Origin of the sequence: Kosakonia sp. CFBP8986 (assembly GCF_034044935.1) — a bacterium.
GTDB lineage: Bacteria > Pseudomonadota > Gammaproteobacteria > Enterobacterales > Enterobacteriaceae > Kosakonia > Kosakonia cowanii.
The window spans coordinates 1-24,301 of the sequence record NZ_JAXCXB010000014.1; the positions used below are offsets into that span (position 1 = coordinate 1).

At 58.2% G+C, this 24,301-nt stretch carries 22 protein-coding genes; 4 read left to right on the forward strand and 18 right to left on the reverse strand.

Annotation, left to right across the window (positions count from 1 at the left end):
- Positions 1-230: 230 nt before the first annotated feature.
- Genes hemG through pepQ form a run of 4 tightly spaced genes read right to left on the reverse strand, consistent with a single transcriptional unit; the run spans position 231 to position 4,222 of the window.
- Positions 231-773, reverse strand: coding sequence for a menaquinone-dependent protoporphyrinogen IX dehydrogenase (hemG, locus tag SOM48_RS21335; RefSeq protein WP_023479607.1), 543 nt, complete (start codon positions 771-773; stop codon positions 231-233).
- Positions 774-784: 11 nt separating this feature from the next.
- Positions 785-2,236, reverse strand: coding sequence for a Trk system potassium transporter TrkH (gene trkH / locus SOM48_RS21340; RefSeq protein WP_023479564.1), 1,452 nt, complete (start codon positions 2,234-2,236; stop codon positions 785-787).
- 40 nt (positions 2,237-2,276) lie between these two features.
- Positions 2,277-2,891 carry an IMPACT family protein gene (locus SOM48_RS21345; protein ID WP_313163959.1) on the reverse strand — a complete coding sequence of 205 codons (615 nt, stop codon included), beginning with the start codon at positions 2,889-2,891 and terminating at the stop codon, positions 2,277-2,279.
- On the reverse strand, positions 2,891-4,222 hold the full coding sequence (gene pepQ / locus SOM48_RS21350; RefSeq protein ID WP_320512960.1) for a Xaa-Pro dipeptidase: 1,332 nt from the start codon (positions 4,220-4,222) through the stop codon (positions 2,891-2,893). Before pepQ ends, SOM48_RS21345 begins: the two co-directional genes overlap by 1 nt.
- 189 nt (positions 4,223-4,411) lie before the next feature.
- On the opposite strand from pepQ, the gene fadB reads away from it, so the two are divergent.
- Together fadB and fadA are read left to right on the forward strand one after the other, a co-directional pair.
- Entirely contained in the window at positions 4,412-6,601 is a 2,190-nt protein-coding gene (gene fadB / locus SOM48_RS21355; protein ID WP_320512961.1) for a fatty acid oxidation complex subunit alpha FadB, read from the forward strand.
- A 9-nt stretch (positions 6,602-6,610) separates the two neighbouring features.
- Positions 6,611-7,774: an acetyl-CoA C-acyltransferase FadA gene (gene fadA, locus SOM48_RS21360; protein ID WP_023479584.1), complete on the forward strand. Its 1,164-nt coding sequence runs from the start codon at positions 6,611-6,613 to the stop codon at positions 7,772-7,774.
- An 895-nt stretch (positions 7,775-8,669) separates the two neighbouring features.
- Here fadA and fre read toward each other — a convergent pair.
- Together fre and ubiD are read right to left on the reverse strand one after the other, a co-directional pair.
- A complete protein-coding gene (fre, locus tag SOM48_RS21365; RefSeq protein ID WP_023479600.1) occupies positions 8,670-9,371 on the reverse strand; it encodes an NAD(P)H-flavin reductase in 702 nt (233 codons plus the stop codon).
- Positions 9,372-9,389: 18 nt separating this feature from the next.
- Positions 9,390-10,868 carry a 4-hydroxy-3-polyprenylbenzoate decarboxylase gene (gene ubiD / locus SOM48_RS21370; RefSeq protein ID WP_023479541.1) on the reverse strand — a complete coding sequence of 493 codons (1,479 nt, stop codon included), beginning with the start codon at positions 10,866-10,868 and terminating at the stop codon, positions 9,390-9,392.
- Between the two features lie 178 nt (positions 10,869-11,046).
- Between ubiD and rfaH the strand changes: the two genes are divergently transcribed.
- Entirely contained in the window at positions 11,047-11,535 is a 489-nt protein-coding gene (gene rfaH, locus SOM48_RS21375; protein WP_042716360.1) for a transcription/translation regulatory transformer protein RfaH, read from the forward strand.
- Positions 11,536-11,539: 4 nt separating this feature from the next.
- Here rfaH and tatD read toward each other — a convergent pair whose 3' ends face one another.
- The 9 genes from tatD to udp form a co-directional block, all read right to left on the reverse strand.
- The gene (gene tatD / locus SOM48_RS21380; RefSeq protein ID WP_320512962.1) at positions 11,540-12,334 is read right to left on the reverse strand and encodes a 3'-5' ssDNA/RNA exonuclease TatD; all 795 of its coding nucleotides are present in this window, start codon (positions 12,332-12,334) and stop codon (positions 11,540-11,542) included.
- 30 nt (positions 12,335-12,364) lie between these two features.
- Positions 12,365-13,129: a Sec-independent protein translocase subunit TatC gene (tatC, locus tag SOM48_RS21385; RefSeq protein ID WP_094419083.1), complete on the reverse strand. Its 765-nt coding sequence runs from the start codon at positions 13,127-13,129 to the stop codon at positions 12,365-12,367.
- Between the two features lie 2 nt (positions 13,130-13,131).
- Positions 13,132-13,656, reverse strand: a complete 525-nt coding sequence (tatB, locus tag SOM48_RS21390; RefSeq protein ID WP_054803670.1) for a Sec-independent protein translocase protein TatB — start codon at positions 13,654-13,656, stop codon at positions 13,132-13,134.
- A gap of 3 nt (positions 13,657-13,659) precedes the next feature.
- Entirely contained in the window at positions 13,660-13,923 is a 264-nt protein-coding gene (gene tatA, locus SOM48_RS21395) for a Sec-independent protein translocase subunit TatA (RefSeq protein ID WP_042716354.1), read from the reverse strand.
- A 101-nt stretch (positions 13,924-14,024) separates the two neighbouring features.
- A complete protein-coding gene (ubiB, locus tag SOM48_RS21400; protein ID WP_076770412.1) occupies positions 14,025-15,665 on the reverse strand; it encodes a ubiquinone biosynthesis regulatory protein kinase UbiB in 1,641 nt (546 codons plus the stop codon).
- Complete coding sequence (gene ubiJ / locus SOM48_RS21405) at positions 15,662-16,267, reverse strand: ubiquinone biosynthesis protein UbiJ (protein WP_320512963.1); 606 nt, start codon at positions 16,265-16,267, stop codon at positions 15,662-15,664. Before ubiJ ends, ubiB begins: the two co-directional genes overlap by 4 nt.
- Before the next feature lie 11 nt (positions 16,268-16,278).
- Positions 16,279-17,034, reverse strand: a complete 756-nt coding sequence (gene ubiE / locus SOM48_RS21410) for a bifunctional demethylmenaquinone methyltransferase/2-methoxy-6-polyprenyl-1,4-benzoquinol methylase UbiE (RefSeq protein WP_023479593.1) — start codon at positions 17,032-17,034, stop codon at positions 16,279-16,281.
- Between the two features lie 66 nt (positions 17,035-17,100).
- On the reverse strand, positions 17,101-18,558 hold the full coding sequence (gene rmuC / locus SOM48_RS21415; RefSeq protein WP_076770413.1) for a DNA recombination protein RmuC: 1,458 nt from the start codon (positions 18,556-18,558) through the stop codon (positions 17,101-17,103).
- Between the two features lie 132 nt (positions 18,559-18,690).
- Positions 18,691-19,452, reverse strand: a complete 762-nt coding sequence (gene udp / locus SOM48_RS21420; protein WP_042716347.1) for a uridine phosphorylase — start codon at positions 19,450-19,452, stop codon at positions 18,691-18,693.
- 258 nt (positions 19,453-19,710) lie between these two features.
- On the opposite strand from udp, the gene SOM48_RS21425 reads away from it, so the two are divergent.
- Positions 19,711-20,517: a dienelactone hydrolase family protein gene (locus tag SOM48_RS21425; protein ID WP_139966942.1), complete on the forward strand. Its 807-nt coding sequence runs from the start codon at positions 19,711-19,713 to the stop codon at positions 20,515-20,517.
- A 23-nt stretch (positions 20,518-20,540) separates the two neighbouring features.
- Here SOM48_RS21425 and SOM48_RS21430 read toward each other — a convergent pair whose 3' ends face one another.
- From SOM48_RS21430 to SOM48_RS21440, 3 genes are read right to left on the reverse strand one after another with little or no spacing between them, the layout of a single operon-like run.
- A complete protein-coding gene (locus SOM48_RS21430) occupies positions 20,541-21,569 on the reverse strand; it encodes an ABC transporter ATP-binding protein (RefSeq protein WP_320512964.1) in 1,029 nt (342 codons plus the stop codon).
- Positions 21,557-23,266 carry an ABC transporter permease gene (locus SOM48_RS21435; RefSeq protein WP_320512965.1) on the reverse strand — a complete coding sequence of 570 codons (1,710 nt, stop codon included), beginning with the start codon at positions 23,264-23,266 and terminating at the stop codon, positions 21,557-21,559. The genes SOM48_RS21430 and SOM48_RS21435 overlap by 13 nt, the downstream gene beginning before the upstream one ends.
- 3 nt (positions 23,267-23,269) lie before the next feature.
- Complete coding sequence (locus tag SOM48_RS21440; RefSeq protein WP_076770417.1) at positions 23,270-24,247, reverse strand: ABC transporter substrate-binding protein; 978 nt, start codon at positions 24,245-24,247, stop codon at positions 23,270-23,272.
- Positions 24,248-24,301 lie beyond the last annotated feature (54 nt).

Consider the following 24,301-nt stretch of genomic DNA (forward strand, 5'->3'; position numbering starts at 1 on the left):
AAATTGTTAAAGAGCAGTGCCGCTTCGCTTTTCGCAGCGGCGCGGGGTGTGCATATTACGCTTTCCCGCTGTGAAGTCAACTGATTATTTTCAGAATTCCTCACCTGACAGGCCGGTGTGTTTGCCGTTGTGCCGTGTCAGTGGAGGCGCATTATAGGGAGTTAATTTCCCCTGACAACCCCTAATTTCAAAAAAGTTTTCGTTCGCTTATTTTTCGGTCGCAATGCCCATTAAACGGGCGTTTTGCTTTTTAACTGAGCGATTTCGCGAGCGAAATGCGCCACTTGCTGCCAGTCGGTATAGACCACTTCCTGACTGGTGTTCGTTTCGCCCCCCGTCATCTTCATGATCAACCGAATCATAAAGCGGTCATACCAGCGATAACGCGGATAACGGAGCGCACCGGCAAATACAGCGCAGTGATCTGGCTTCCAGGGAGACGAGAGAAGGAACTTGCGCGTATAGCTATTCGTCTGCGGCGAACTCTTCTCTGGTTTACGCGCGACCAGGTTAACGGAGTAGAACGCGCTCGGCAGAGTATTCAGCGTTTGCAGGTGCTTTTTAACAAAGCTCTCCAGCGCCGGGTGGAAATGACCGTAGCGAATGGACGCCCCAATCACCACGCGGTCATACTTCGCCCACTCAATCTCCGGCGTGCGGTTCAGGTTCACCACATCGGCGTAAACGCCCAGCTCTTTCAGTTCAGAGGCGAGGTAAGAGGCAATCTCCCGCGTTTGCCCATCCCGGGTAGAGAAAAGAATCAATGTTTTCACGTAACGCTCCCTTATTCGCGCCAGAAAGTGGGGGTAAACAGCACCAGCAGGGTGAAGACCTCCAGACGACCAAACAGCATGTTGGCGATAAGCACCCATTTTGCCACCGGGTTCATACTGGCGAAGTTGTCGGCCACTACGCCCAGCCCCGGCCCCAGGTTATTGAGCGTAGCCACAACCGAAGCGAAGGCGGAGAAATCATCCACGCCGGTGGCGATAATCGCCAGCATGCTGACAATAAAGACCAGCGCATAGGCGGAGAAGAATCCCCATACCGCTTCAAGAATACGTTCCGGCAGCGCGCGCTGGCCGAGCTTAATGCTGTAAACCGCATTCGGGTGCACCAGACGCTTCAGCTCGCGGTTCCCCTGCTTAAAGAGCAGCAAGATGCGGATCACTTTCAGGCCACCGCCCGTTGAACCGGCACAACCCCCGATAAACGCCGAGCATAACAACAGCACCGGCAGGAACAGCGGCCAGCGGGCAATGCTGTCGGTGGTAAAGCCAGCCGTGGTCGCCATGGAAACCACCTGGAAAAAAGCCTGGTTCACCGTGGTCAGCGCTGAGGTGTAGACATCATGGAACCAGAGCACCACGGTACAGATGACCACCAGCGTCAGCTGCACACCGATAAACATGCGAAACTCCGGATCGCGCCAGTACACTTTCAGGCTGCGCCCGCTCAATAGCGAGAAGTGCAAACCGTAGTTACAGCCGGAGATAAGTAAGAAGATAGCAATAATGGTGTTAATCGTCGGGCTGTCGAAATAGCCGATACTGGCATCGTGCGTCGAGAAGCCGCCGATAGCGATAGTGGCGAAGCTGTGCCCGATAGCGTCAAACGCTGGCATGCCGGCAAACCACAGCGCCAGCGCGCAGGCTACCGTCAGTAACACATAGATAAGCCACAGCGTCTTCGCCGTTTCCGCAATACGCGGGCGCATCTTATTGTCTTTCAGCGGCCCCGGCATCTCGGCACGATAGAGCTGCATACCCCCGACGCCAAGAATAGGCAGAATGGCGACGGCCAGCACAATGATCCCCATCCCGCCGAACCACTGCAGCATCTGGCGATAAAAGAGAATCGCGTGCGGCAGCGAATCAAGCCCCACCAGCGTGGTGGCACCCGTGGTTGTCAAACCAGAGAAGGATTCAAAAAAGGCGTCGGTTACTGTCAGGTTCGGGCTTTCCGAGAAGATAAAGGGCAGCGCACCGACGCTGCCCAGCACGGTCCAGAAGAGCACCACTATCAGAAACCCTTCGCGGGATTTCAGCTCCCCTTTCTCACGGCGGTTCGGCCACCACAAGATGGAGCCAATCACCAGCGCGGCGAGAAAGGTCTGGGTAAACGCGCGCCCCGCGCCGTCACGGTAAATAAGGGCTACCAGTCCAGGTAAGATCATCGTTCCGGAAAAGAGGATGACCAGCAGTCCAACGATTCGGGTTATGGCGCGAAAATGCATCTCTGCCGCTTCCTATGGTGTTCAGAAAATCAGGTGGCGATTATTCTTCAGTTTTTAACAATTGCAATGCGCCACGGCTAAAATCAGCCAGCTTTGCCGAAAAAGCGTCCAGATGACTCTGCGGAAGCGCCACACGTAGCTGCACCGCCGCCTGATAGTCGCTGGAGACAATTTTCCCGTCGAACTGCCCGAGCAGCCCTTCGATTCCCGCAAGCTGTGCATAATCGCAACACAAAGTATATTCGGTTAACGGCATTTTGCGGGTGGTGGTGAGCTGCGTGAGCGCCTGCTGCACGCCGCCGCCATACGCCTTCACCAGCCCGCCAGTGCCCAACAGCACGCCGCCATAGTAACGCACCACTACCGCGGTAATTTCCCCGACACCGCTGCCCATCAGCTGCGCGAGGATCGGCTTGCCCGCCGTCCCTGCCGGCTCGCCATCGTCAGAAAAGCCTAACTGTTGTGAATCATCCGGCGCACCAGCAACCCACGCCACGCAGTGGTGGCGGGCAGTCGGGTGTTCAGCGCGCACGGACTCGACAAACGCCTTTGCCGCCTCGACGCCATCCGTGTGCGCCAGCAGGGTAATAAAGCGGCTCTTTTTGATCTCCTCGCTAAAGGTGACCGGCGCCGCCGGAATAGGCCAGCTCTCCATTACGCCAGCTTCAGATCCCGCGTCATGTTCTCGGTACCATTTTCATGGATGACGACGTTATCTTCGATACGGATGCCACCAAACGGCTTCAGCGCCTCAATTTTCTGCCAGTTGAAGTGCTTGCCGAGCGGGCCATCGCGCCACGGCGCCAGCAGCGACTCAATAAAGTAGATCCCCGGCTCAATGGTGACGACCATACGTGGCTGCATCACACGGGTGCAGCGCAGGTAAGGATATTTCGACGGCGCGGCCAGATGGGTACCGGTGTCATCCTGCATAAAGCCACCGACATCATGCACCTGCAAACCGAGCGGGTGACCGAGGCCATGCGGCATAAACGGCCCGGTGATGTTCTGCTCAACCATCGCCTCTTCGCTGATATCGGTGACAATCTGGTGGCGACGCAGCAGTTTCGCGATGCGCTGGTGGAACTGAACATGGTAGTCAACGTAGTTAACGCCCGCTTTCAGTGTGGCGATCAGCGCGAGCTGCTCTTCATTCACATCTTTTATCAGCTGCGCAAAGTCGGTGTCGCTGTTCGCCGCCCAGGTACGCGTTAAATCGGCGGCATAACCGTTATATTCCGCACCAGCATCAAGCAGGAAACTGCGCATCTCGGCGGGCGCACGGTGATCGAGTTTGGTGTAGTGCAGCACTGCGGCATGTTCATTAAGCGCCACGATATTGCCATACGGCACATCGGTATCGCGATGCCCGGTAGCGGTCAGGTAGGCCAGGTTGATGTCGAACTCACTCATCCCGGACTGGAACGCTTCATGCGCCGCGCGATGACCGATCACCGCGGTCTTCTGCGCTTCGCGCATACAGGCCAGCTCGTAATCCGTTTTATAGGCGCGATAGTAGTGCAGGTAATCAATCACCGCTTTCGGGTTGATATTGCTGGCGGCGATATCGAGCTTCAGCGCGCGCTCAGGCACCGGGCCTATATAGGCGATATTGCTGCGCGCGGCAGGCAGCTGGCCGGCGATATCATCGGCTTTCGGCAGGGCAATCACCTCAATCTCTTCGGTCCAGAATGAGGTCGGCAGCGGCTCAACGTTATGCCAGTAATCGACCGGCAGATAGAACCACAGCTTCGGCTTGTTCACGCCATCCACCAGCAGCCAGCAGTTCGGCACCTGAGTTACCGGCACCCAGGCTTTGAATTGCGGGTTCACTTTAAAGGGATAGGGATGGTCATCAAGAAAGACGTTAAACAGTTCACCAGAGTGAATCAGTAACGCATCAAGATTACTGCGCGCCAGCACGTCACGCGCGCGTTCTTGTAGGGTAACAATATGATTTTTATACAGCGCTGCCAGCGAATCCATCGTCTTTCCTTTTGTTAATCAAGACCACAAGTTGTCGCATCTTAGCACACCTCCTTTTATGTGAGTGATTTCCGCCGAGCGTGATCGACGCTGCATTTTTTTAATGACTCATTTGCAATTTATTAACATAAAAACCACACTCCGCTTCATCTGGTACGACCAGATCACTGCTGAATTCTGGAGACTGACATGCTCTACAAAGGCAATAACCTGTACCTCAACTGGCTGGAAGATGGCATTGCCGAACTGGTGTTCGATGCGCCCGGCTCAGTGAATAAGCTCGATACCGCCACCGTCGCCAGCCTCGGCGAAGCGCTGGACGTGCTGGAGAAGCAAACAGATTTAAAAGGGCTGCTGCTGCGCTCGGAGAAAGCGGCCTTTATCGTCGGTGCCGACATTACCGAATTCCTCTCCCTCTTCCAGGTTCCTCAGGAGCAACTGAGCCAGTGGCTGCATTTCGCCAACAGCGTCTTTAACCGCCTGGAAGATCTGCCGGTGCCGACCCTCTCTGCGGTCAACGGGTACGCCCTCGGCGGCGGCTGCGAATGTGTGCTGGCAACCGACTACCGCCTGGCGACGCCGGATCTGCGCATCGGCCTGCCGGAAACCAAACTCGGTATTATGCCGGGCTTTGGCGGCTCGGTGCGTCTGCCGCGCCTGCTGGGTGCCGATAGCGCGCTGGAAATTATCGCCGCCGGGAAAGATGTCGATGCTGAACAGGCGCTGAAAATTGGCCTTGTCGATGGCATCGTCAAACCAGAGAAGATCCGTGAAGGCGCTGTCGCCATTCTGCGCCAGGCGATTAATGGCGATCTCGACTGGAAAGCGAAGCGTCAGCCGAAGCTTGAGCCGTTGAAGCTCAGCAAAATCGAAGCCTCGATGAGTTTCACCATTGCCAAAGGCATGGTGATGCAGACCGCCGGAAAACACTACCCTGCGCCTATCACCGCGGTGAAAACCATTGAAGCGGCGGCGAAGCTGGGGCGTGACGAGGCGTTAAAGCTGGAGAACCAGAGTTTTGTCCCGCTGGCGCACAGTAAAGAAGCGCGCGCGCTGGTTGGCATCTTCCTTAACGATCAATTCGTCAAAGGTAAAGCGAAGAAGCTCACCGCCGATGTCGAGACGCCAAAACAGGCGGCCGTGCTGGGCGCGGGCATTATGGGCGGCGGCATTGCCTACCAGTCTGCCTGGAAAGGCGTGCCGGTGTTAATGAAGGATATTAATGAGAAGTCGCTCAGCCTCGGCATTAATGAAGCAGGCAAGCTGCTGAATAAACAGCTTGAGCGCGGCAAAATCGACGGACTCAAGCTGGCGAAGGTGATCGCCACCATCCAGCCAACGCTGGAGTACGCCGGGTTCGAACGCGTGGATGTGGTTGTCGAAGCGGTCGTAGAAAACCCGAAAGTGAAAAAAGCGGTGCTGGCGGAAACTGAAGAGAAAGTTCGCCCGGATACCGTGCTGGCCTCTAATACTTCCACCATTCCTATCAGCGAGCTGGCAAGCGTGCTGAAACGCCCGGAGAACTTCTGTGGCATGCACTTCTTTAACCCGGTGCACCGCATGCCGCTGGTTGAAGTGATCCGCGGCGAGAAAACCTCCGATCAGACCATCGCCAAAGTGGTGGCCTGGGCGAGCAAGATGGGTAAAACGCCGATTGTGGTCAACGACTGCCCCGGCTTCTTCGTCAACCGCGTGCTGTTCCCCTACTTTGCTGGTTTCAGCCAGCTGCTGCGCGATGGCGCGGACTTCCGCAAAATCGACAAAGTGATGGAGAAACAGTTCGGCTGGCCGATGGGCCCGGCCTACCTGCTCGACGTGGTCGGTATTGATACCGCGCATCATGCACAGGCGGTAATGGCTGCCGGTTTCCCGCAGCGTATGCAGAAAGATTATCGCGACGCCATCGACGCGCTGTTTGAGGCGAACCGCTTCGGGCAGAAGAATGGCCTCGGTTTCTGGCGCTATAAAGAGGACAGCAAAGGCAAACCGAAGAAAGAGGAAGATAGCGCGGTTGAAAGCCTGCTGAGCGATGTGCGCCAGGGCAGCCATGAGTTCTCCGATCAGGAGATCATCGCCCGCATGATGATCCCGATGGTCAATGAAGTGGTGCGTTGCCTTGAGGAGGGCATTATCGCCAGCCCAGCCGAAGCGGATATGGCGCTGGTGTATGGACTCGGCTTCCCTCCGTTCCACGGCGGCGCTTTCCGCTGGCTCGATACGCTTGGCAGCGCGAAGTATCTCGATATGGCGCAAGCGTATCAGCACCTTGGGCCGCTGTATGACGTCCCGGCCGGGTTACGTGAAAAGGCCCGCCACAACGAGCCTTACTATCCCGCGGTTGAACCTGCGCGCCCGGTTGGCGCTTTGAAAACGGCTTAAGGAGTCACAATGGAACAGGTTGTCATTGTCGATGCAGTACGTACCCCGATGGGCCGTTCAAAAGGCGGCGCCTTTCGCCACGTTCGCGCGGAAGATCTCTCTGCGCACCTGATGCGTAGCCTTTTGGCGCGCAACCCGGCGCTTGAGGCGAGTGCGATTGACGATATTTACTGGGGCTGTGTTCAGCAGACCCTCGAACAGGGCTTCAACATTGCCCGTAACGCCGCGCTGCTGGCGGAGATCCCCCACTCGGTTCCGGCGGTCACGGTCAACCGATTGTGCGGCTCCTCGATGCAGGCGCTGCATGATGCCGCGCGCATGATCATGACCGGCGATGCACAGGTCTGCCTGGTGGGCGGCGTGGAACATATGGGCCACGTGCCGATGAACCACGGTGTCGATTTCCACCCGGGTATGAGCCGTAACGTTGCCAAAGCAGCGGGAATGATGGGGCTGACCGCAGAAATGCTGTCGCGCATGCACGGCATCAGCCGCGAAATGCAGGATGCTTTCGCTGCCCGCTCTCATGCTCGTGCCTGGGCCGCTACGCAGTCCGGCGCGTTCAAAAACGAGATCATTCCCACCGGCGGGCATGACGCCGACGGGGTGCTCAAGCAGTTTAATTACGATGAAGTGATCCGCCCGGAAACCACCGTTGAAGCGCTCTCTACGCTGCGCCCGGCATTTGATCCGGTCAGCGGCACCGTTACCGCCGGTACATCATCGGCGCTGTCGGATGGCGCATCGGCGATGCTGGTGATGAGCGAAAGCCGCGCTCGCGAGCTTGGCTTAACCCCGCGCGCGCGGATCCGCTCGATGGCGGTGGTCGGCTGCGATCCGTCGATTATGGGTTACGGCCCGGTGCCGGCGTCGCAGCTGGCGCTGAAAAAAGCGGGGCTGACCGCCAGCGATATCGATCTGTTTGAGATGAACGAAGCGTTTGCCGCGCAGATCCTGCCGTGCATTAAGGATCTGGGGCTGATGGAGCAGATCGACGAGAAGATCAACCTTAACGGCGGCGCGATCGCCCTCGGTCATCCGCTGGGCTGCTCCGGTACCCGTATCAGCACCACGCTGCTCAACCTGATGGAGCGCAAAGATGCCCATCTTGGTCTGGCAACAATGTGTATCGGTTTGGGTCAGGGGATCGCCACGGTGTTTGAGCGTGTATAACCATCACCTATGCCGGGGGCGCTGCGCTTGCCCGGCCTACAAGCACACACCCGTAGGCCGGATAAGGCACTTGTGCCGCCATCCGGCACGGATCGCCGGGGGCGCTGCGCTTACCCGGCCTACAAAACACACGCCCGTAGGCCGGATAAGGCACTTGTGCCGCCATCCGGCACGGATCGCCGGGGGCGCTGCGCTTGCCCGGCCTACAAAACACGCACCCGTAGGCCGGATAAGGCGCTTGCGCCGCCATCCGGCACGGAACGCCGGGGGCGCTTCGCTTGCCCGGCCTATAAAGCACGCCCGTAGGCCGGATAAGGCGCTTGTGCCGCCATCCGGCACGGATCGCCGGGGGCGCTGCGCTTGCCCGGCCTACAAAACACGCACCCGTAGGCCGGATAAGGCACTTGTGCCGCCATCCGGCACGGAACGCCGGGGGCGCTTCGCTTGCCCGGCCTACAAAGCACACTCCCGTAGGCCGGATAAGGCGCTTGCGCCGCCATCCGGCACGGAACGACGGGGGCGCTTCGCTTGCCCGGCCTACAAAGCACACTCCCGTAGGCCGGATAAGGCGCTTGCGCCGCCATCCGGCATATAGGCTGAAAGAGAGAAAATTTAGTTGCCGTTTTTACCGCCTGTCAGGGGCGGTTTTTTTTATGGCGTAATACGAAAGGCGGCAACCGAGAGAGTCCCCGGGAGCATAGATAACTATGTGACCGGGATGAACGAAGGCAGGCAACGCCGCTATGGCGGCAAGGGCAAACAATGCGGTTTTATCGAAGCCATTGTCGTCAGAGCAAGGCGGCAACTGAGAGAGTCCCCGGGAGCATAGATAACTATGTGACCGGGGTGAACGAAGGCAGGCAACGCCGCTATGGCGGCAAGGGCGAAGATAAAATCAGATGAACGCGAACGCGTCGCCAAACAACCGATCCTCACGCGCGCCGCGCTCGTTGCAGAAGAGATCGCGGGCGATTTTTGCCATCTCGAAGCGGCCGGCAATGTAGATATCGTGCCCGGAGAGGGAGCCGAAATCCTGCAGTACGGCGGCGAGTACGGTGCCTGAACGGCCGCGCCACTCTTCATCCGGCTGCTCGACTACTGGCACTACATTCAGATTCGGGTGTGTAACCGACAGCGCTTCCAGCTCGGAGAGATCGTAGAGGTGCTTCGCTTCACGCCCGCCCCAATAAATGGTGATATCACGGTCCGGCGTTTTCGCCAGTGAGGTGAGTAGAATAGAGCGCACATAGGAGAAACCTGTCCCGCCGGCAATCAGCACCATCGGGCGCTCTTCATCGTCGCGCAGCCAGGCATCGCCGTGGGGAATGTCGATAACGATTTCGCGCTCTTTCAAAATGCGATCCATCACCGCCATTGCGTAAAGGTTCAACTCGGAAGCACCGATATGCAGTTCGATATAGTCGTGCTGGTCGGGGGTCGACGCCATGGAGAAGGGGCGCTTGTCGCGCTCATCCATCACCACCATCAAGTACTGGCCTGCACGAAATGAAAATGCCGCTTCCGGCACTAAACGGACGCGATACACGGTATCAGTGATGGCATCTACCGAGGTCACTTTACAGCTTAAGGTTGTCATGCGCTCTCTCTGTCGGGTCTATTTTTCGGCGTTCATTATGGCCAGTTCATCCCAGATGGCGTCGATTCGCGCCGTCACCTCGGGATCCTTCTTGATCGGGCGACCCCACTCACGGTCGGTTTCGCCGGGCCATTTATTGGTGGCATCCAGTCCCATTTTTGAACCAAGCCCGGAAACCGGCGAGGCAAAATCCAGATAATCGATCGGCGTATTTTCCACCAGCACAGTATCCCGCGCAGGGTCCATGCGGGTGGTGATCGCCCAGATCACATCGTTCCAGTCGCGGGCGTTAACATCGTCATCGCACACGATCACAAATTTGGTGTACATAAACTGGCGCAGGAAAGACCAGACGCCCATCATCACGCGCTTGGCGTGCCCGGCATACTGCTTCTTGATGGTCACTACCGCCAGGCGATAGGAACACCCTTCCGGCGGAAGATAGAAGTCGACAATTTCCGGGAACTGCTTTTGCAGGATCGGCACAAACACTTCATTCAGCGCCACGCCCAGCACCGCTGGCTCATCCGGCGGACGACCGGTGTAGGTAGAGTGATAGATCGCATCTTCACGCTGGGTGATATGCGTAACCGTAAACACCGGGAAATTATCGATTTCATTATAGTAGCCGGTGTGATCGCCATACGGCCCTTCCGGCGCCATCTCACCCGCTTCAATATAGCCTTCCAGCACAATCTCCGCGCTGGCGGGCACTTCCAGATCGTTTGATATGCACTTCACGACTTCGGTTTTATTGCCGCGCAGCAGCCCGGCAAAGGCATATTCAGAGAGGGTATCCGGCACCGGCGTCACGGCGCCAAGAATGGTGGCCGGATCGGCACCCAGCGCCACGGCGACCGGGAAACGCTCGCCCGGGCGGGCATTTTGCCACTCCTGAAAATCGAGCGCACCGCCGCGGTGAGAGAGCCAGCGCATAATCAGCTTATTTTTGCCGATCAGCTGCTGGCGGTAGATCCCCAGGTTCTGGCGCTCTTTGTGCGGCCCGCGGGTGACGGTCAGACCCCAGGTGATCAGCGGTGCGGCATCTTCCGGCCAGCACTGCATAATCGGGATGGTGTGCAGATCGACCGCATCGCCCTGCACCACCTTTTGCTGGCACGGCGCACCGCGCAGGCGTTTGGTCGGCATGTTCAGCACTTGCTTGAACTGCGGCAGCTTATCGAAGAGATCGCGAAACCCTTTTGGCGGCTCCGGCTCTTTGAGAAACGCCAGCAGTTTGCCGACATCGCGCAGCGCGCTGACATCATCCTGCCCCATACCCAATGCGACACGACGCGGCGTGCCGAAGAGGTTGCACAACACCGGCATCGCGTAGCCTTTCGGATTTTCAAACAACAACGCCGGACCGCCCGCACGCAGCGTGCGATCGGCGATTTCCGTCATTTCGAGATAGGGATCAACCGGAAGCGCGATGCGTTTCAGCTCGCCCTGTTGCTCAAGTAGTGTCAGAAAGTCGCGAAGATCGGTGTATTTCATGGGGTTATGATTGCCTCCAGATAAGCGCTTTATTATACGGTGTTCGTCTTAAGGTTGCTGTATTTTTGTTAAATAGGCGTGAAATACAACGGCATTGCTCAGTCAGCGTTATAATCACCTTAGCCATCATGCGGTGGTTTTGATATTCTTGCGGCCGAACTTACGGAAAAGAGTCATTATGCAATCCTGGTATCTACTCTACTGCAAACGAGGCCAACTTCAGCGCGCCCAGGAACACCTGGAACGCCAGTCAGTCTCCTGTCTGACGCCGATGATTGCGCTGGAAAAGATTGTCCGCGGCAAGCGGACAACGGTGAAAGAGCCTCTCTTTCCAAACTACCTGTTTGTGGAATTCGATCCAGAGGTCATACACACCACGACCATTAATGCGACGCGCGGTGTCAGCCACTTCGTACGTTTTGGTATGCATCCGGCAAGCGTTCCGCACGCGGTGATCCAGCAGCTTGAAGCGTATCAGCCGGAAGGGATCACCGACCCGGAAACCCCTTACCCTGGCGACAGCGTTGTGATTACGGAAGGCGCGCTGGAAGGGTTGCAGGCTATCTTCAAAGAGCCGGATGGCGAAGCGCGCTCCATGCTGCTGCTGCATCTTCTTAATAAGCAAGTTTTGCAGAGTGTCAAAAACACCGATTTCCGCAAAGCCTGACCGCTTAAAACGCAATACCGAATAGCCGCTTCACGTTCTCATCCGTCGCAGTACTTAGCGCCTGCGGCGTTTCACCGCGCAGTTCGGCGACCGTGCTCAGAATATGCTCCAGCAAAGCAGGCTCGTTACGGCGGGAAGCGGGCTTCGTTTTAAGATCGCGCGGCAGCAGCCAGGGCGCATCGGTTTCGATCATCAGCCGATCGGCAGGAATCATCGGCACCACTTCGCGCAGCTCCAGCCCGCGTCGCTCATCGCACACCCAACCGGTAATCCCGAGACAGAGACCCCGCGCAATGCACTCCTGCGCCTCTTGCGCCGAACCGGTAAAACAGTGCAGTACCGCACCGGAGAGCTTATCAAGCCAGGGATCCAGTAGGGTGAGGAAACGCTGATGGGCATCGCGACAGTGCAGAAACACCGGCAAATTAAGCTCGGCGGCCAATTCCAGCTGTGCGCTGAACGCCTGCTCCTGCTCCTGCGGCGTTGAGAAGTTACGATTGAAATCGAGCCCGCACTCGCCGATCGCCACCACACCCGGCATCGCCGCCAGAGCACGAATCGCCTGTTCGGTCTCTTCCGTCCAGCTACTGCTGTCATGCGGATGTACGCCAGCGGTCGACCAGCAGCGCGCATAGCGCTGCGTCAGTTGCTGCGCCTGCTGGCTCTCATGCAGGTTAGTGCCGGTAATTAACATCCCGGTCACACCCGCCGCCTGCGCGCGGGAGACAATATCATCCCGATCACGGTCAAACTGCGAGCTGGTTAAATTCACGCCAATATCAAACATGCTGTTTCCCATACAACAACCGCCCTGGCGGGCGGCTGATTATTACTCTTCGGTGGTTTCCGTTTCGCTCTCATCGTCCGGCACGCGACGTTTACCCACGTAAAAGCGGGCGAAAAAGACGCCGACTTCAAACAGGCAGTACATCGGGATTGCCAGCAGCGTTTGCGAAAAGACATCCGGCGGCGTCAGCAGCATGCCGACAACAAACGCGCCAACCAGCACATAGGGGCGCTTCTGCCGCAGGTCGTCCGGCGTAGTGACGCCCATCCAGCAGAGCAGGACGATGGCAACCGGCACTTCAAACGAGACGCCGAAGGCCATAAACAGCGCCATCACAAAGCTGAGATAGCTGGCGATATCGGTCGAGACCTGCACCCCTTCCGGCGCGGTGTGGGTCAAAAAGCCAAACGCCAGCGGGAAGACCACGAAGTAGGCGAATGCCATACCGATATAGAACAGCAGCGAGCTGGAGACCAGCAGCGGCACCACCAGGCGGCGCTCATGCTTGTAGAGTGCGGGTGCAACAAAGGCCCACACCTGGTAGAGCACAACCGGTGCAGAGAGGATCAGTGACACCATAAAGGTGAGCTTGATCGGCGTGAAGAAGGGCGAGGCGACATCGGTGGCGATCATCGTCGCGCCCAGCGGCATCTGTTTGATCAGCGGCGCGGAGACCAGCTGGTAGATATCATTCGCGAAGTAGACCAGCGCGAGGAAAATCACCATCACCGCGATGATGCAGTTCAACAGACGTTTACGCAGCTCAATCAGATGCGCGATCAGCGGTTGGGTATCGTCTACGGCCATGTTCAGGACTTATCACTTGCAGAGGGGGTGGAGTCGGAAACCGGCGCAGCGGTTTTCGCCAGAGAGATTTTTGCCGGGGCAGTTTCTTCCGGCACTTCCTGGGGAGCCTGTTGCGGCGCGCTCACCTGATGTTCAGCAACGCCAGGCGTAACGCCTTCATGCTGCGCTTCATAATCTTTCACCACCGGGTTATGGATGGTATGCGCTTCGTCACTCGCTTTTTCCGCGTCGTTGGCGCTGTAGGTGCGCTTCATCGATTCCGCCGCCTGACGCAGCTCGTCCATCGACTCTTTCAACTCCGGCGTCAGGTTGTCCAGGCTCGCTTTCTCCACCTTCTTCAGGCTGTCCTGGAACTCCTGCAGCTTAAGCTCCTGCGTCAGTTCGTTCTGTACGGTGGTCGCCAGCGAGCGCAGGGCGCGGATCCAGCCAACCACAGTGCGCACGGCGACGGGCAAACGCTTAGGCCCCAGCACCACCAGACCAATGATAAAAACGAGTAACAATTCGCCAAAACCTATATCGAACACGACTTACACCTGCTCTTTATCGTGACGTTTTTCGTCGCTCTTCACGACGTCGGGGTTACGGGTATCAGAGAGATTCTTCGCGGTAAAATCTGCATCCTGTGCCGATTTTGCCTCACTCTCTTTTTTATCATCGTCGCTCATCGCTTTTTTGAAGCCCTTGATCGACGCGCCAAGATCGGAGCCAATCGAGCCGAGCTTTTTGGTGCCAAACAGCAGCACAACGATGACCGCAATAACCACCAACTGCCAAATGCCGATACTACCCATACTCACTTCCCCTCTAAGAGACGATGTTAGAAAGAGGCCACAGTATACACGTTATCCCCTGGGCTGCATGTCCCTGACCGGCATGGCCAGGGCGCCTCAGGTCAGCGCGTCTTACGCCAGCCCAGCAGCCAGACAAGCAGCCCGCCGCCCATTAACCACAACGGATTATTTGCCAGCTCAGGACGGGTTATCAGCAATAGCGTGCCGCTTAACAGCAGCGTCGCACCGATACCAAACAGATAGCGCGACTGCCCCTGCCGTACGCGGTTGACCTCTAACTCTCGGGCAATTTTATCAACGCTTTGTTGCAAATGTTTTCCTTGCTGCAATCCGTTGAAGATCAGTTCAGGAACTTCCGGCATTCTTTCGATCCAGAAGGGGCCCTTCTCCTTGATTGCCCGCACCAGCGCCGGGAAACCAACCTGGTCTTTGATCCACGTTTCAAGGAAAGGCTTCGCCGTTTTCCACAAATCGAGCTGCGGATAGAGCTGGCGCCCTACTCCCTCAATGTAGAGCAGAGTTTTTTGCAGTAGTACCAGCTGCGGCTGCACTTCCATATTGAAGCGCCGCGCGGTGTTAAAGAGGTTCAGCAGCACGTGACCAAAAGAGATCTCCGCCAGCGGCTTCTCAAAGATCGGCTCGCAGACGGTACGGATGGCAAACTCAAACTCTTCGACGTTGGTATCTGCCGGTACCCACCCTGAATCAACATGCAGCTCCGCCACTTTGCGGTAGTCACGGTTGAAGAAGGCGATAAAGTTCTCCGCCAGATAACGCTTATCTTCTTTGTTCAGCGAGCCGACGATACCGCAGTCAATGCCGATGTATTGCGGATCTTCCGGGTGATCGTAGCTAACGAAAATGTTGCCAGGGTGCATATCGGCATGGAAGAAGCTGTCCCGGAACACCTGGGTGAAGAAGACCTGAACACCGCGTTCAGCGAGCAGCTTCATGTTGGTGCCGTTCTTCTCCAGCGCCGCGACATCGGAAACCGGGATGCCGTAGATGCGCTCCATCACCATCATGTTCTGGCTGCAGTAGTCGGAATAGACTTCCGGCACATAGAGCATCGGGCTGTTTTCAAAGTTGCGGCGCAGCTGAATGGCATTCGCCGATTCGCGCAGCAGATCGAGTTCGTCGATCAGCGTCTTCTCATATTCGTGCACCACTTCTTGCGGGCGCAGACGACGGCCATCCGGCAGCAGGCGCGGAACCCAGCCTGCCAGGCGGTAGATCAGGCGCAGATCCGCTTTGATGATCGGCAGAATGTCCGGGCGGATCACTTTGATCACCACCTCTTTGCCATTCTCTTTCAGCCGTGCGGTATGCACCTGCGCGATGGAGGCGGATGCCAGCGGTTCAATATTGAAATCGTCAAACCACTCTTCGACCGGGCGATCGCCCATCGCTTTTTCAATCTGCTTTTTTGCCAGCCTTCCGTCGAAGGGCGCAACGCGATCCTGCAACATCGCCAGCTGATCGGCGATCATCGGCGGGAAGAGATCGCGGCGGGTGGAGAGCATCTGCCCGAATTTAATCCATACCGGCCCAAGCTCTTGCAGGGCAAGGCGAAGACGTACACCCAACTCCTTCTCTTTATGCCGGTTGGGCATCCAGAAGAGGGTTCTGCGCCACAGACGCAGCGGCAGGGTAAGACGCATGTTGGGGATGAGCTCATCAAGCCCGTAACTCAAAAAAGTCTGGATGATGAAATAGAGTCGCCGTAATTCTCCGGGCGTCATTTGCCCTCCAGTTTATCCAGTCGTTTGGCTAAGGCGTCCGCGGCACGTTCAGCGGCCGCTGTCTCTTCGGCAAACCAGGCGATTTCCAGCGCGCCCGGTGCTACGCGCCACTCTTCCGTTAAGGCTTCAGAGAGATAGCGCTGCTGGCGCGTAAAGCCGTGGCGAAAAAGGCGTGCGCCGCCGCGCAGAAATTTGCTGATACCCTCAGCGGCAATGTCGCCAGTCCACGGCGCAAGCACTTCCGCCGGGTCAAACTCGGCTTGATCCATCAGTGAAGAGAGGTTTTGTACGACCTGAATATCGCCCTGCACTTCCAGTTCACCGCTGCGGATAAGCGCGGTGAGCTGCTGACGGTCGCGCAGCTTCGGCAGCACGTTGAGGCGGGTAATGACCGAACAGTCGGCTTCCCCTTCCCACTCGCTCAGCACGTCGACCTGGCGCTCGCTGAAGACCAGCGCAATTGGCGCGGAAAACTCCTGCACCACCACGCGCAGCACTTTGCCGTAGAGACGCTGGCGCGCCGCTTTCAGCGCGCTGTCGCGGTAAAAAAAGGTATTCAGCACGCGTTCAATTCCCGCGGCCACCATCGGCTTAAAGGGCATACGCACTCCTGTCAGAATTTGTAGCCACGGTGCAGGGCAACAATACCGGCGGTCAGGTTGTAGTAATCGACGTTTTCGAAACCGGCATCCTGCATCATCGCTTTCAGGGTGTCCTGATCGGGATGCATACGGATGGATTCAGCCAGGTAACGGTAGCTCTCCGCGTCGTTTGCCACCATCTGCCCAATGCGCGGCAGAACGTGGAAGGAGTAAGCATCGTAAGCTTTGCTCAGCGGTTCGATAACCGGTTTGGAGAACTCCAGCACCAGCAGACGGCCGCCCGGCTTCAGCACGCGAAACATGGAGCGCAGCGCTTTCTCTTTGTCGGTAACGTTACGCAAACCGAAGGAGATGGTGATGCAGTCGAAGGTGTTGTCCGGGAACGGCAGCGCTTCGGCGTTCGCCTGCACATATTCAACGTTGCCGATAACACCGAGATTGCGCAGCTTTTCGCGGCCCATCTTCAGCATCGACTCGTTGATATCCGCCAGCACAACCTGGCCGGTTTCGCCAACCAGACGAGAAAATTTTGCGGTGAGATCGCCGGTGCCACCCGCCAGATCGAGGACTTTCTGCCCACGGCGCACGCCGCTGCAATCGATGGTAAATCGCTTCCATAAGCGGTGGATGCCCATCGACATTAAGTCGTTCATCACATCGTATTTTGACGCAACCGAATGGAAAACATGCGCCACCATATCGGCTTTATTTTCCTTGGCGACGGTCTGAAAACCAAAGTGTGTTGTCTCTTTTGAATCTTCCGCCATCTTAGTGCCTGCTATTTAAGGATTTGTTGATGAAGTGTATCAGATTGGACGCGATTGCCCTACGTTTCAACCGCCCGAAGAGGCCTTCGCCGCAGCCTCTTCACCCGGCGTGGCCATATCTAATCCCTTGTCTTGATTATGATCGTTAAACGCGTCTTGTCCTGCCCGCAGACGAAATTCTTCGTCCTGCTCCTGCGCCTGCGCGGCCAATTCCGGATTAATCTCGCGCTTGATCTCGACGCCAAGGCCACGAAATGCCTCAGTTTGCGCAAGCAGGTTGCCGCGCCCTGAGCTGAGTTTTTTCATCGCCTGGCGGTAGTTCTCCTGCGCCTTCTCAAGGCTCTGGCCAATCGCGGTCATATCGTCGACGAAGAGGCGCATTTTGTCATACAGGCGGCTCGCCCGCTCTGCGATCTGCTGGGCGTTGCGGCTCTGGTGCTCGTAACGCCACAGGTTGGCGATAGTGCGCAGGGCAACCAGCAGCGTGGTCGGGCTGACCAGCATAATGTTGTTTTTCAGCGCCTCGGTAATCAGCTCCGGCTGCCTGTCGAGGGCGATTAAAAAGGCGGGTTCCACCGGGATAAACATCAGGACGTAATCCAGGCTGCGCAGACCGGAGAGCTGCTGATAATCTTTTCTTCCCAGCAGGCGAATGTGGCCACGCACGGAGGTGATGTGCTCCTGCAGCGCCGCTTCGCGGGAGAACTCATCCTCGGCGTTGAAGTAGCGCTCGTAGGCCACCAGCGTCATTTTGGCGTCGATCACCACGTCCTTGCCCTGCGGCAGGCGCACAATAACGTCCGGCTGCATGCGCGCGCGGCTCTCGTTCTCCATGCTGACCTGAGTCTCATACTCATGCCCTTCGCGCAGACCGGAGGCTTCAAGCACGCGGGTCAGCACCACTTCGCCCCAGTTACCCTGGGTTTTGTTATCGCCTTTCAGCGCGCGGGTGAGGTTGATGGCTTCCTGCGCCATCTGGGCATTTAGCTGCTGGAGATTGCGGATCTCATGCGCCAGAGTGTGCCGTTCGCGCGCCTCCTGGCCGAAGCTCTCCTGCACCTGGCGGCGAAAACCGTCGAGCTGCTCGCGCAGCGGGGTGAGTAAGCCATTGAGGCTCTGGCGGTTCTGTTCGTCAACGCGACGGTTGCTCTGCTCGAAAATACGATTAGCGAGGTTTTCAAACTGCTCGCTCAGACGCTGCTCGCTGCTGTGCATCTGGCGCAGTTTCTCTTCCGCATGCAACTGGGTGGATTCAAGCCGGGTGGTGACTTCACGCAGATCCGCTTCCAGCGAGCTGTTGATATGTTGCAGGCTGCGCAGTTCGTTATTCAGCAGCTCACACTCTTCGCGCCAGTGGCTGTTCTGGGCGATCTGCTGGCGGGCGGCGCTCAGTTCACTGAAGACATCGCGCTGCTCGGCGAGCAGCTCCGCCTGCTGCTGCGCACCGCGCCAGCTTGCGGCCAGCCAGCCGACCAGTAACCCTGCCAGCGCCACGGCTGCCAGTACGATGATTGAACTCTCCATTCCGCTCCCTCTTCATCACCCATTCCGTCGGGATTGTGCTGTATAAACGTCCAGTTTGGAAGGGCTTTTCTGCGAGGCGTTACGCAAATAAAAAAGGCCGAACGCGTCGGCCTTGTAAATCTGGAAGCGGGATTACAGAAGTCGACGCGCGGCATCGACCACGATTTTCACCGCGTGGCTTTCGGTCTTCTTCATGGTTTCCGCGTTCGGGATCTCCTGCTGGGTGCGGTTGACGATCACCCCGGCAACCATCCCGGCGCGCAGCCCCTGGCTTGCACACATGGTCAGCAGCGTAGCGGACTCCATTTCGTAGTTCATTACGCCCATTGACTGCCACTCTTCCATCGAGCCTTTAAAGCTTTTCACCACGCGGCCGGAGAAGGTGTCATAACGCTCCTGGCCCGGGTAGAAGGTGTCAGACGAGGCGGTCACGCCGATATGTTTAGTCGCGCCAATCGCATCGGCCGCAGCCACCAGCGCCGTGGTGCACTCAAAATCCGCCACCGCAGGGAACTCCATCGGGGCAAAGTGCAGGCTGGCACCGTCAAGACGCACGGAGGCGGTGGTGATCAGCACATCGCCGACGTTGATATGCGGCTGGATCGCGCCGGTGGTACCGACGCGCAGGAAGGTGCGGATGCCCAGCTGCGCCAGCTCTTCAACGGCGATGGACGTAGAAGGACCGCCAATACCGGTAGAACAGATGATCACTGCTTTGCCATCCAGCTCGGCGCGCCAGCTGGTGAATTCGCGGTGGGAGGCCAGCTTGACCGGCTTATCCATCAGCGCGGCGATCTTTTCCACTCGCTCTGGATCGCCAGGGACGATGGCCAGGGTAGCCCCTTGTAAATCGTTTTTAGTGAGGCCGAGGTGAAAAACATCAGACTTGGACATAACAGACTCCTCTGTGGTCGGTATTATCGGGGGGAGGTAAAACGGTACTTTACAGAAGCCACGCGCGTGTTTTCGTGACTGCTGTCACCATGAATGAAATTGATTGCACTCAATTTCCATAAAATAGTGATGCGCGTCACACTAACACGTTATCCCCGCTAACTCAGCAGCAAAGATAGCCTGCGCACGGCGATTGCGCATGCCCTGGTCTTCATGACTATAGTTAGGGGAGCGCTAATAAAGGGTAGGGAGAATCTCATGACCACCACCAAACAGCCGGGCTTTGCGCCTGCGGCTTCACCGCTTGCGTCAACCACGGTTCACACGCCGGAAGAGAGGCTGATCGCAGGCGAAACTTCCATTCCAACGCAGGGCGACACCATGCCCGCGTATCACGCCCGACCAAAAGATGCCGAGGGCCCGCTGCCGATTGTTATCGTCGTGCAGGAGATTTTTGGCGTCCATGAACATATTCGCGATATCTGCCGCCGGCTGGCGCTGGAGGGCTATCTTGCCGTCGCGCCGGAGCTCTATTTCCGCCAGGGCGATCCGAATGATTTTGCCGACGTCCCCACCCTCTTCAGCGGGCTGGTCAGCAAAGTACCGGATGCGCAGGTGCTGGCCGATCTCGACCACGTCGCCAACTGGGCGGCGCGTAATGGCGGTGACGCCCATCAACTGCTGGTGACCGGTTTCTGCTGGGGCGGTCGCATTGCGTGGCTCTACGCGGCGCATAACCCGCAACTGAAAGCGGCGGTGGCCTGGTATGGCAAGCTGACGGGTGAAAAAACCCTGAATTCGCCGAAACACCCGGTCGATATCGCCACCGATCTGACCGCGCCGGTGCTTGGCCTCTATGGCGCGCAGGATACCGGGATTTCGCAGGAGAGCGTGGAGACGATGCGCCAGGCGCTGCGCGCGGCGAATGCCAACGCGGAGATCATCGTCTACCCGGAGGCGGGCCACGCGTTCAATGCCGATTATCGCCCGAGCTACCATGCGGAATCTGCCGCCGACGGCTGGCAGCGCATGCTGGCGTGGTTTGCGCAGTACGCGAAAAAGTAGAGTTCCCACATGGAGGCGGCGCCCTATGCCGCCTCCAGCTTCCAGCCTTGTAGTAAACGCACGCAGACCGACTGCTGCGGTTGCAGCGCGGCGTGATGAAACGCCGTCAGCCCCTGACCGTCCGCTAAACGTAGCGCCAGCAAATAGCGCTCGCCCTGATAAATACAGCTCTCCACCTGTGCGCTTAACCCTTCCCCGGCAATCTGCACATGCTCCGGGCGCACCAGCACCGGCTGCGGCGCGCCATACCCGCTCTGCGACAAGCCGTGATGCAGCGAGGCGCTGTCCAGCTGTTGATGGCCGGCGGGCGTCGCCAGCGTCAGCACGCTGCCCTTACCAATAAAGCGCGCGACCCAGCCGCTTTTCGGCTGCTGGTATAGATCCTGCGGCGCGCCCCACTGCATCAGTTCGCCCTGATGGAGCACCGCAATATGGCTCGCCAGCGCCATCGCTTCCGCCTGATCGTGGGTGACATAGACAAAGGTGGCACCGGTGCGGCGATGAAACTCCCGAAACGTCTGCTCCATGGTGGCGCGCAGGTGTCTGTCGAGATTGGCTAGTGGCTCATCCAGCAGCACCACTTGCGGTTCAGAGACCAGGCAGCGGGCCAGCGCAACACGCTGGCGCTGACCGCCGCTAAGCTCATGGGGCGCACGCCCGGCATACGCCCCAAGTTCAACCACCTCCAGCGCCGCCATTATCTGTTTTTGCCGCGCGGCACCGTTTACTTTGCGCAGCTTCAGCGGATAACCGACGTTTTCGGCAACCGTCATATGCGGCCACAGAGCATAGGACTGGAACACCATCCCCATATCGCGCTGCTCCGGCGGCGTATGGTGGCGTTTATCCGCCAGCAGCCGCTCACCCAGCAGCAAACGCCCGTCGCTTAATGTCTCCAGCCCGGCGAGAATGCGCAGCGTGGTGGTTTTGCCACAGCCGCTGGGGCCTAACAGCGCGGTAAACGCGCCCTGCGGCAGCGTTAAGGAGAGATCCCGCACCACCGCCTGCTCGCCAAACACTTTGCTGAGCCCTTCAAGCTTCAGTTCTGCCATGGGATCACTCCTTTCGGTAGATAGCGCCCGAGCGCGCCGAGCAGCAGCATCACCAGTGCGACCAGCGCCACCACCAGCACGGAGAGCGCCGAGGCCAGCACCTTATCGCCGCTCTCATCAAGGTTGAAAATCACCACGCCGATGGTCTCCTTTCCCGCGCTCCATAACAGCGCCGAAACGGTTAACTCATTAACCGCCGTAAGAAACACCAGCAGCGCACCGGCGAATGCTGCCGGAGCCAGCAGCGGTAAGACGATATGGCGCAGACGCTGACCGAAGGCCGCGCCCGCCAGGCTTGCCGCCTCCTCCATCGCCGGGTCGAGTTGCAGCATGCTGCTGTGTACCGGCTTCAGGCAGACTGTCAGAAAGCGCGCCAGATAGGCCAAAAAGATAATCGTCAGCGTGCCGCCCAGCGCGATATCAAGCAGCGGCAGCGGGCGGGCGAAGAGCAGAATGCAGGCGATGGCCAGCACCACGCCCGGCAGCGTGTAGGGAATATCAATTATGCTGTGCAAGCCGCGCAGCAGGCGGTTCGGGTAGCGCACCAGCAGCCACGCCAGCGGCAGGCTAACCAGCATCAACACCAGCGCAGCTGCGATCGATAGCAGAAAACTGTTGCCGAGCGCGCGCGCCGTGGCGCTCTGCTCGGTGAAGAGGTTGTGCCAGGCGGTGAGGGTGAAGGTCTCGCTGTTAAGCGGCACGCCGAGCGTCGGCACCAGCGATGTGGCGATCAGCGCCAGCAGGGGCGCGAGCAGGATCGCGCACAGCACTGCGCCGAGCAGCACTTCAACGGCCAGCCGCCCGCTTCCCAGCCTGAAAGCGATCGCGCGCCCGGTTGTGCCAATCAGCGGTAAGGCATAGCGCCGCTGCATCCGGCTCTGGAGCATGACAATGCCAATCGCTAGCACGCCCATCAGCAGCGAGAGCGCCGCCACGTCATTGAGCATTGAGGGGCCAAAGCTTGCCAGCGTCTGGTAGATATGGATTGGCAACACGAAATAGGAGATGGGAATGCCGAGCATCGCCGGAATACCAAAGTTGCCCAGCGCCGAGACAAAGGCGATGGCCGCCCCGGCCCACAGCGCGGTGCGGCATAGCGGCAGCACAATATCGATAAACACGCGCCATAATGATGCGCCGTTAAGCCTCGCCGCTTCAATATGCTCCTGCGGCAGTGCGCGCAGTTGCGTACGCAGCGCGAGAAACACCAGCGGTGCATGCTGAATGCCAAGCAGCAGCGCAATCCCTTCCGGCGAGTAGAGCGGGTTGCTGCTGCCAAAGCCTGGCGCGATACCGAGGCTGTTAAGCAGAATGCTGCCGGGGCCGAAGAGTTGCAGCCAGCTTAGGGCCGTCACCTGCGGCGGGATCATCATTGGCAACATAAACAGAAACACCCACATCTGTTTGAGGCGGATATTGGTCAGCGCCAGGCAGAAGGCGAACAGGCTGCCGAGCAGCAGCGACAGCAGTGTGCCAAGCCCGCTGGTATAAAGGCTGTGCCAGAGCGCCAGCCAGGTCGCCGGGTTGCTGAGCACGCGCCACAAACTGCTGTCGCTCCCCTGCCGCCAGTCAACCAGCGCGGAGAGCAGCAGCCGCAGGCTGGGCAACAGGCTCAGCAGCGCCACCAGACACAGCAACAGCCAGAGCAGCCCTTTGGTTGCGCCGCCGCTGCTGTTCGGCACGATTGCGCTACTCATCGTTTAGCGGTTACCGAAGAGATCGGCGAAGCGTTTTTTGTTCGCCTCGGTCTCGGCCAGCGCTTTCGCCGCATCAAACGGCATCAATTTGATGCTGTCGCGCGGCGGGAAGCCTTTCGGCACCGGCAGCGTCGCATCCGCAGGGAGATAGCCCTGTTGCAGCACCAGTTTTTGCCCGGCGTCCGAGAGGACAAAATCGATAAACTCTTTCGCCCCTTGCGGGTTCTTTGTCCCCTTCATCATCGCTACCGGTTCGGTAACGACGCTGACGCCCTCTTTCGGGAAGAGAAACTCAACCGGCGCACCTTTGGCTTTTTCGCGGATCGCCAGGTAATCCACCAGCACGCCATAGGCTTTGCTGCCGGAGGCGATGGCGCTCATCACCGCACCGTTGCCGCTTTGCGGCATCGCGCCGTTCTGTTTCAGTTTTTCGTAGTATTGCCAGCCGAGCGCCGGATCGTTCATCAGCGTCGCCTGGTGGATCTGCGCCGCGCCGGAGTAGAGCGGGCTTGGCAGCGTGGTCATGTTTTTCACTTCAGGTTTGAGCAGATCCAGCCAAGAGGTCGGTTTGAGCGGTGCTTTGGTGTGGTAGGCAATGCCGGTAGTGATCACTTTGGTACCGTAGTAATAGCCCTCTTTATCAAACAGCTGCGGGTCGAAGCGCGCCGCTTCGGGCGATTTATAAGCCGCCAGCAGGTTCTGTTTTTTGAGGGATTCCATGGTCACGCTGTCGGCAATCAATAGCACATCCGGCGCGGCGCTTCCGGCGGCTAACTCTGCCTGTAGGCGGGCAATCAGCTTGCTGGTGCCGTCGCGGATCCACTTCACTTCAATATCCGGGTGCGCTTTTTCGAAGGCGCTGACGGTCATCTGCGCATCGTCATTCGGCTGGCTGGTATAGAGCGTTAAGGTTGATTTTGCCCATGACGAGGCACTGATGAGAGCCAGCACCACCGCGGCCAGCACACGTTTGTTATTCATGGATCTCTCCCGCTGTTTTCATTGCGACGATTAAAACAAGGGAGTTTGACAATC

What these genes read in the sequence shown, in the direction of transcription:
- trkH (WP_023479564.1), bottom strand. Translation starts at nt 2,236, where the DNA reads ATGCATTTTCGCGCCATAACCCGAATCGTTGGACTGCTGGTCATCCTC.
- SOM48_RS21345 (WP_313163959.1), bottom strand. Translation starts at nt 2,891, where the DNA reads ATGGAGAGCTGGCCTATTCCGGCGGCGCCGGTCACCTTTAGCGAGGAG.
- pepQ (WP_320512960.1), bottom strand. Translation starts at nt 4,222, where the DNA reads ATGGATTCGCTGGCAGCGCTGTATAAAAATCATATTGTTACCCTACAA.
- fadB (WP_320512961.1), top strand. Translation starts at nt 4,412, where the DNA reads ATGCTCTACAAAGGCAATAACCTGTACCTCAACTGGCTGGAAGATGGC.
- fadA (WP_023479584.1), top strand. Translation starts at nt 6,611, where the DNA reads ATGGAACAGGTTGTCATTGTCGATGCAGTACGTACCCCGATGGGCCGT.
- fre (WP_023479600.1), bottom strand. Translation starts at nt 9,371, where the DNA reads ATGACAACCTTAAGCTGTAAAGTGACCTCGGTAGATGCCATCACTGAT.
- ubiD (WP_023479541.1), bottom strand. Translation starts at nt 10,868, where the DNA reads ATGAAATACACCGATCTTCGCGACTTTCTGACACTACTTGAGCAACAG.
- rfaH (WP_042716360.1), top strand. Translation starts at nt 11,047, where the DNA reads ATGCAATCCTGGTATCTACTCTACTGCAAACGAGGCCAACTTCAGCGC.
- tatD (WP_320512962.1), bottom strand. Translation starts at nt 12,334, where the DNA reads ATGGGAAACAGCATGTTTGATATTGGCGTGAATTTAACCAGCTCGCAG.
- tatC (WP_094419083.1), bottom strand. Translation starts at nt 13,129, where the DNA reads ATGGCCGTAGACGATACCCAACCGCTGATCGCGCATCTGATTGAGCTG.
- tatA (WP_042716354.1), bottom strand. Translation starts at nt 13,923, where the DNA reads ATGGGTAGTATCGGCATTTGGCAGTTGGTGGTTATTGCGGTCATCGTT.
- ubiB (WP_076770412.1), bottom strand. Translation starts at nt 15,665, where the DNA reads ATGACGCCCGGAGAATTACGGCGACTCTATTTCATCATCCAGACTTTT.
- ubiJ (WP_320512963.1), bottom strand. Translation starts at nt 16,267, where the DNA reads ATGCCCTTTAAGCCGATGGTGGCCGCGGGAATTGAACGCGTGCTGAAT.
- ubiE (WP_023479593.1), bottom strand. Translation starts at nt 17,034, where the DNA reads ATGGCGGAAGATTCAAAAGAGACAACACACTTTGGTTTTCAGACCGTC.
- rmuC (WP_076770413.1), bottom strand. Translation starts at nt 18,558, where the DNA reads ATGGAGAGTTCAATCATCGTACTGGCAGCCGTGGCGCTGGCAGGGTTA.
- udp (WP_042716347.1), bottom strand. Translation starts at nt 19,452, where the DNA reads ATGTCCAAGTCTGATGTTTTTCACCTCGGCCTCACTAAAAACGATTTA.
- SOM48_RS21425 (WP_139966942.1), top strand. Translation starts at nt 19,711, where the DNA reads ATGACCACCACCAAACAGCCGGGCTTTGCGCCTGCGGCTTCACCGCTT.
- SOM48_RS21430 (WP_320512964.1), bottom strand. Translation starts at nt 21,569, where the DNA reads ATGGCAGAACTGAAGCTTGAAGGGCTCAGCAAAGTGTTTGGCGAGCAG.
- SOM48_RS21435 (WP_320512965.1), bottom strand. Translation starts at nt 23,266, where the DNA reads ATGAGTAGCGCAATCGTGCCGAACAGCAGCGGCGGCGCAACCAAAGGG.
- SOM48_RS21440 (WP_076770417.1), bottom strand. Translation starts at nt 24,247, where the DNA reads ATGAATAACAAACGTGTGCTGGCCGCGGTGGTGCTGGCTCTCATCAGT.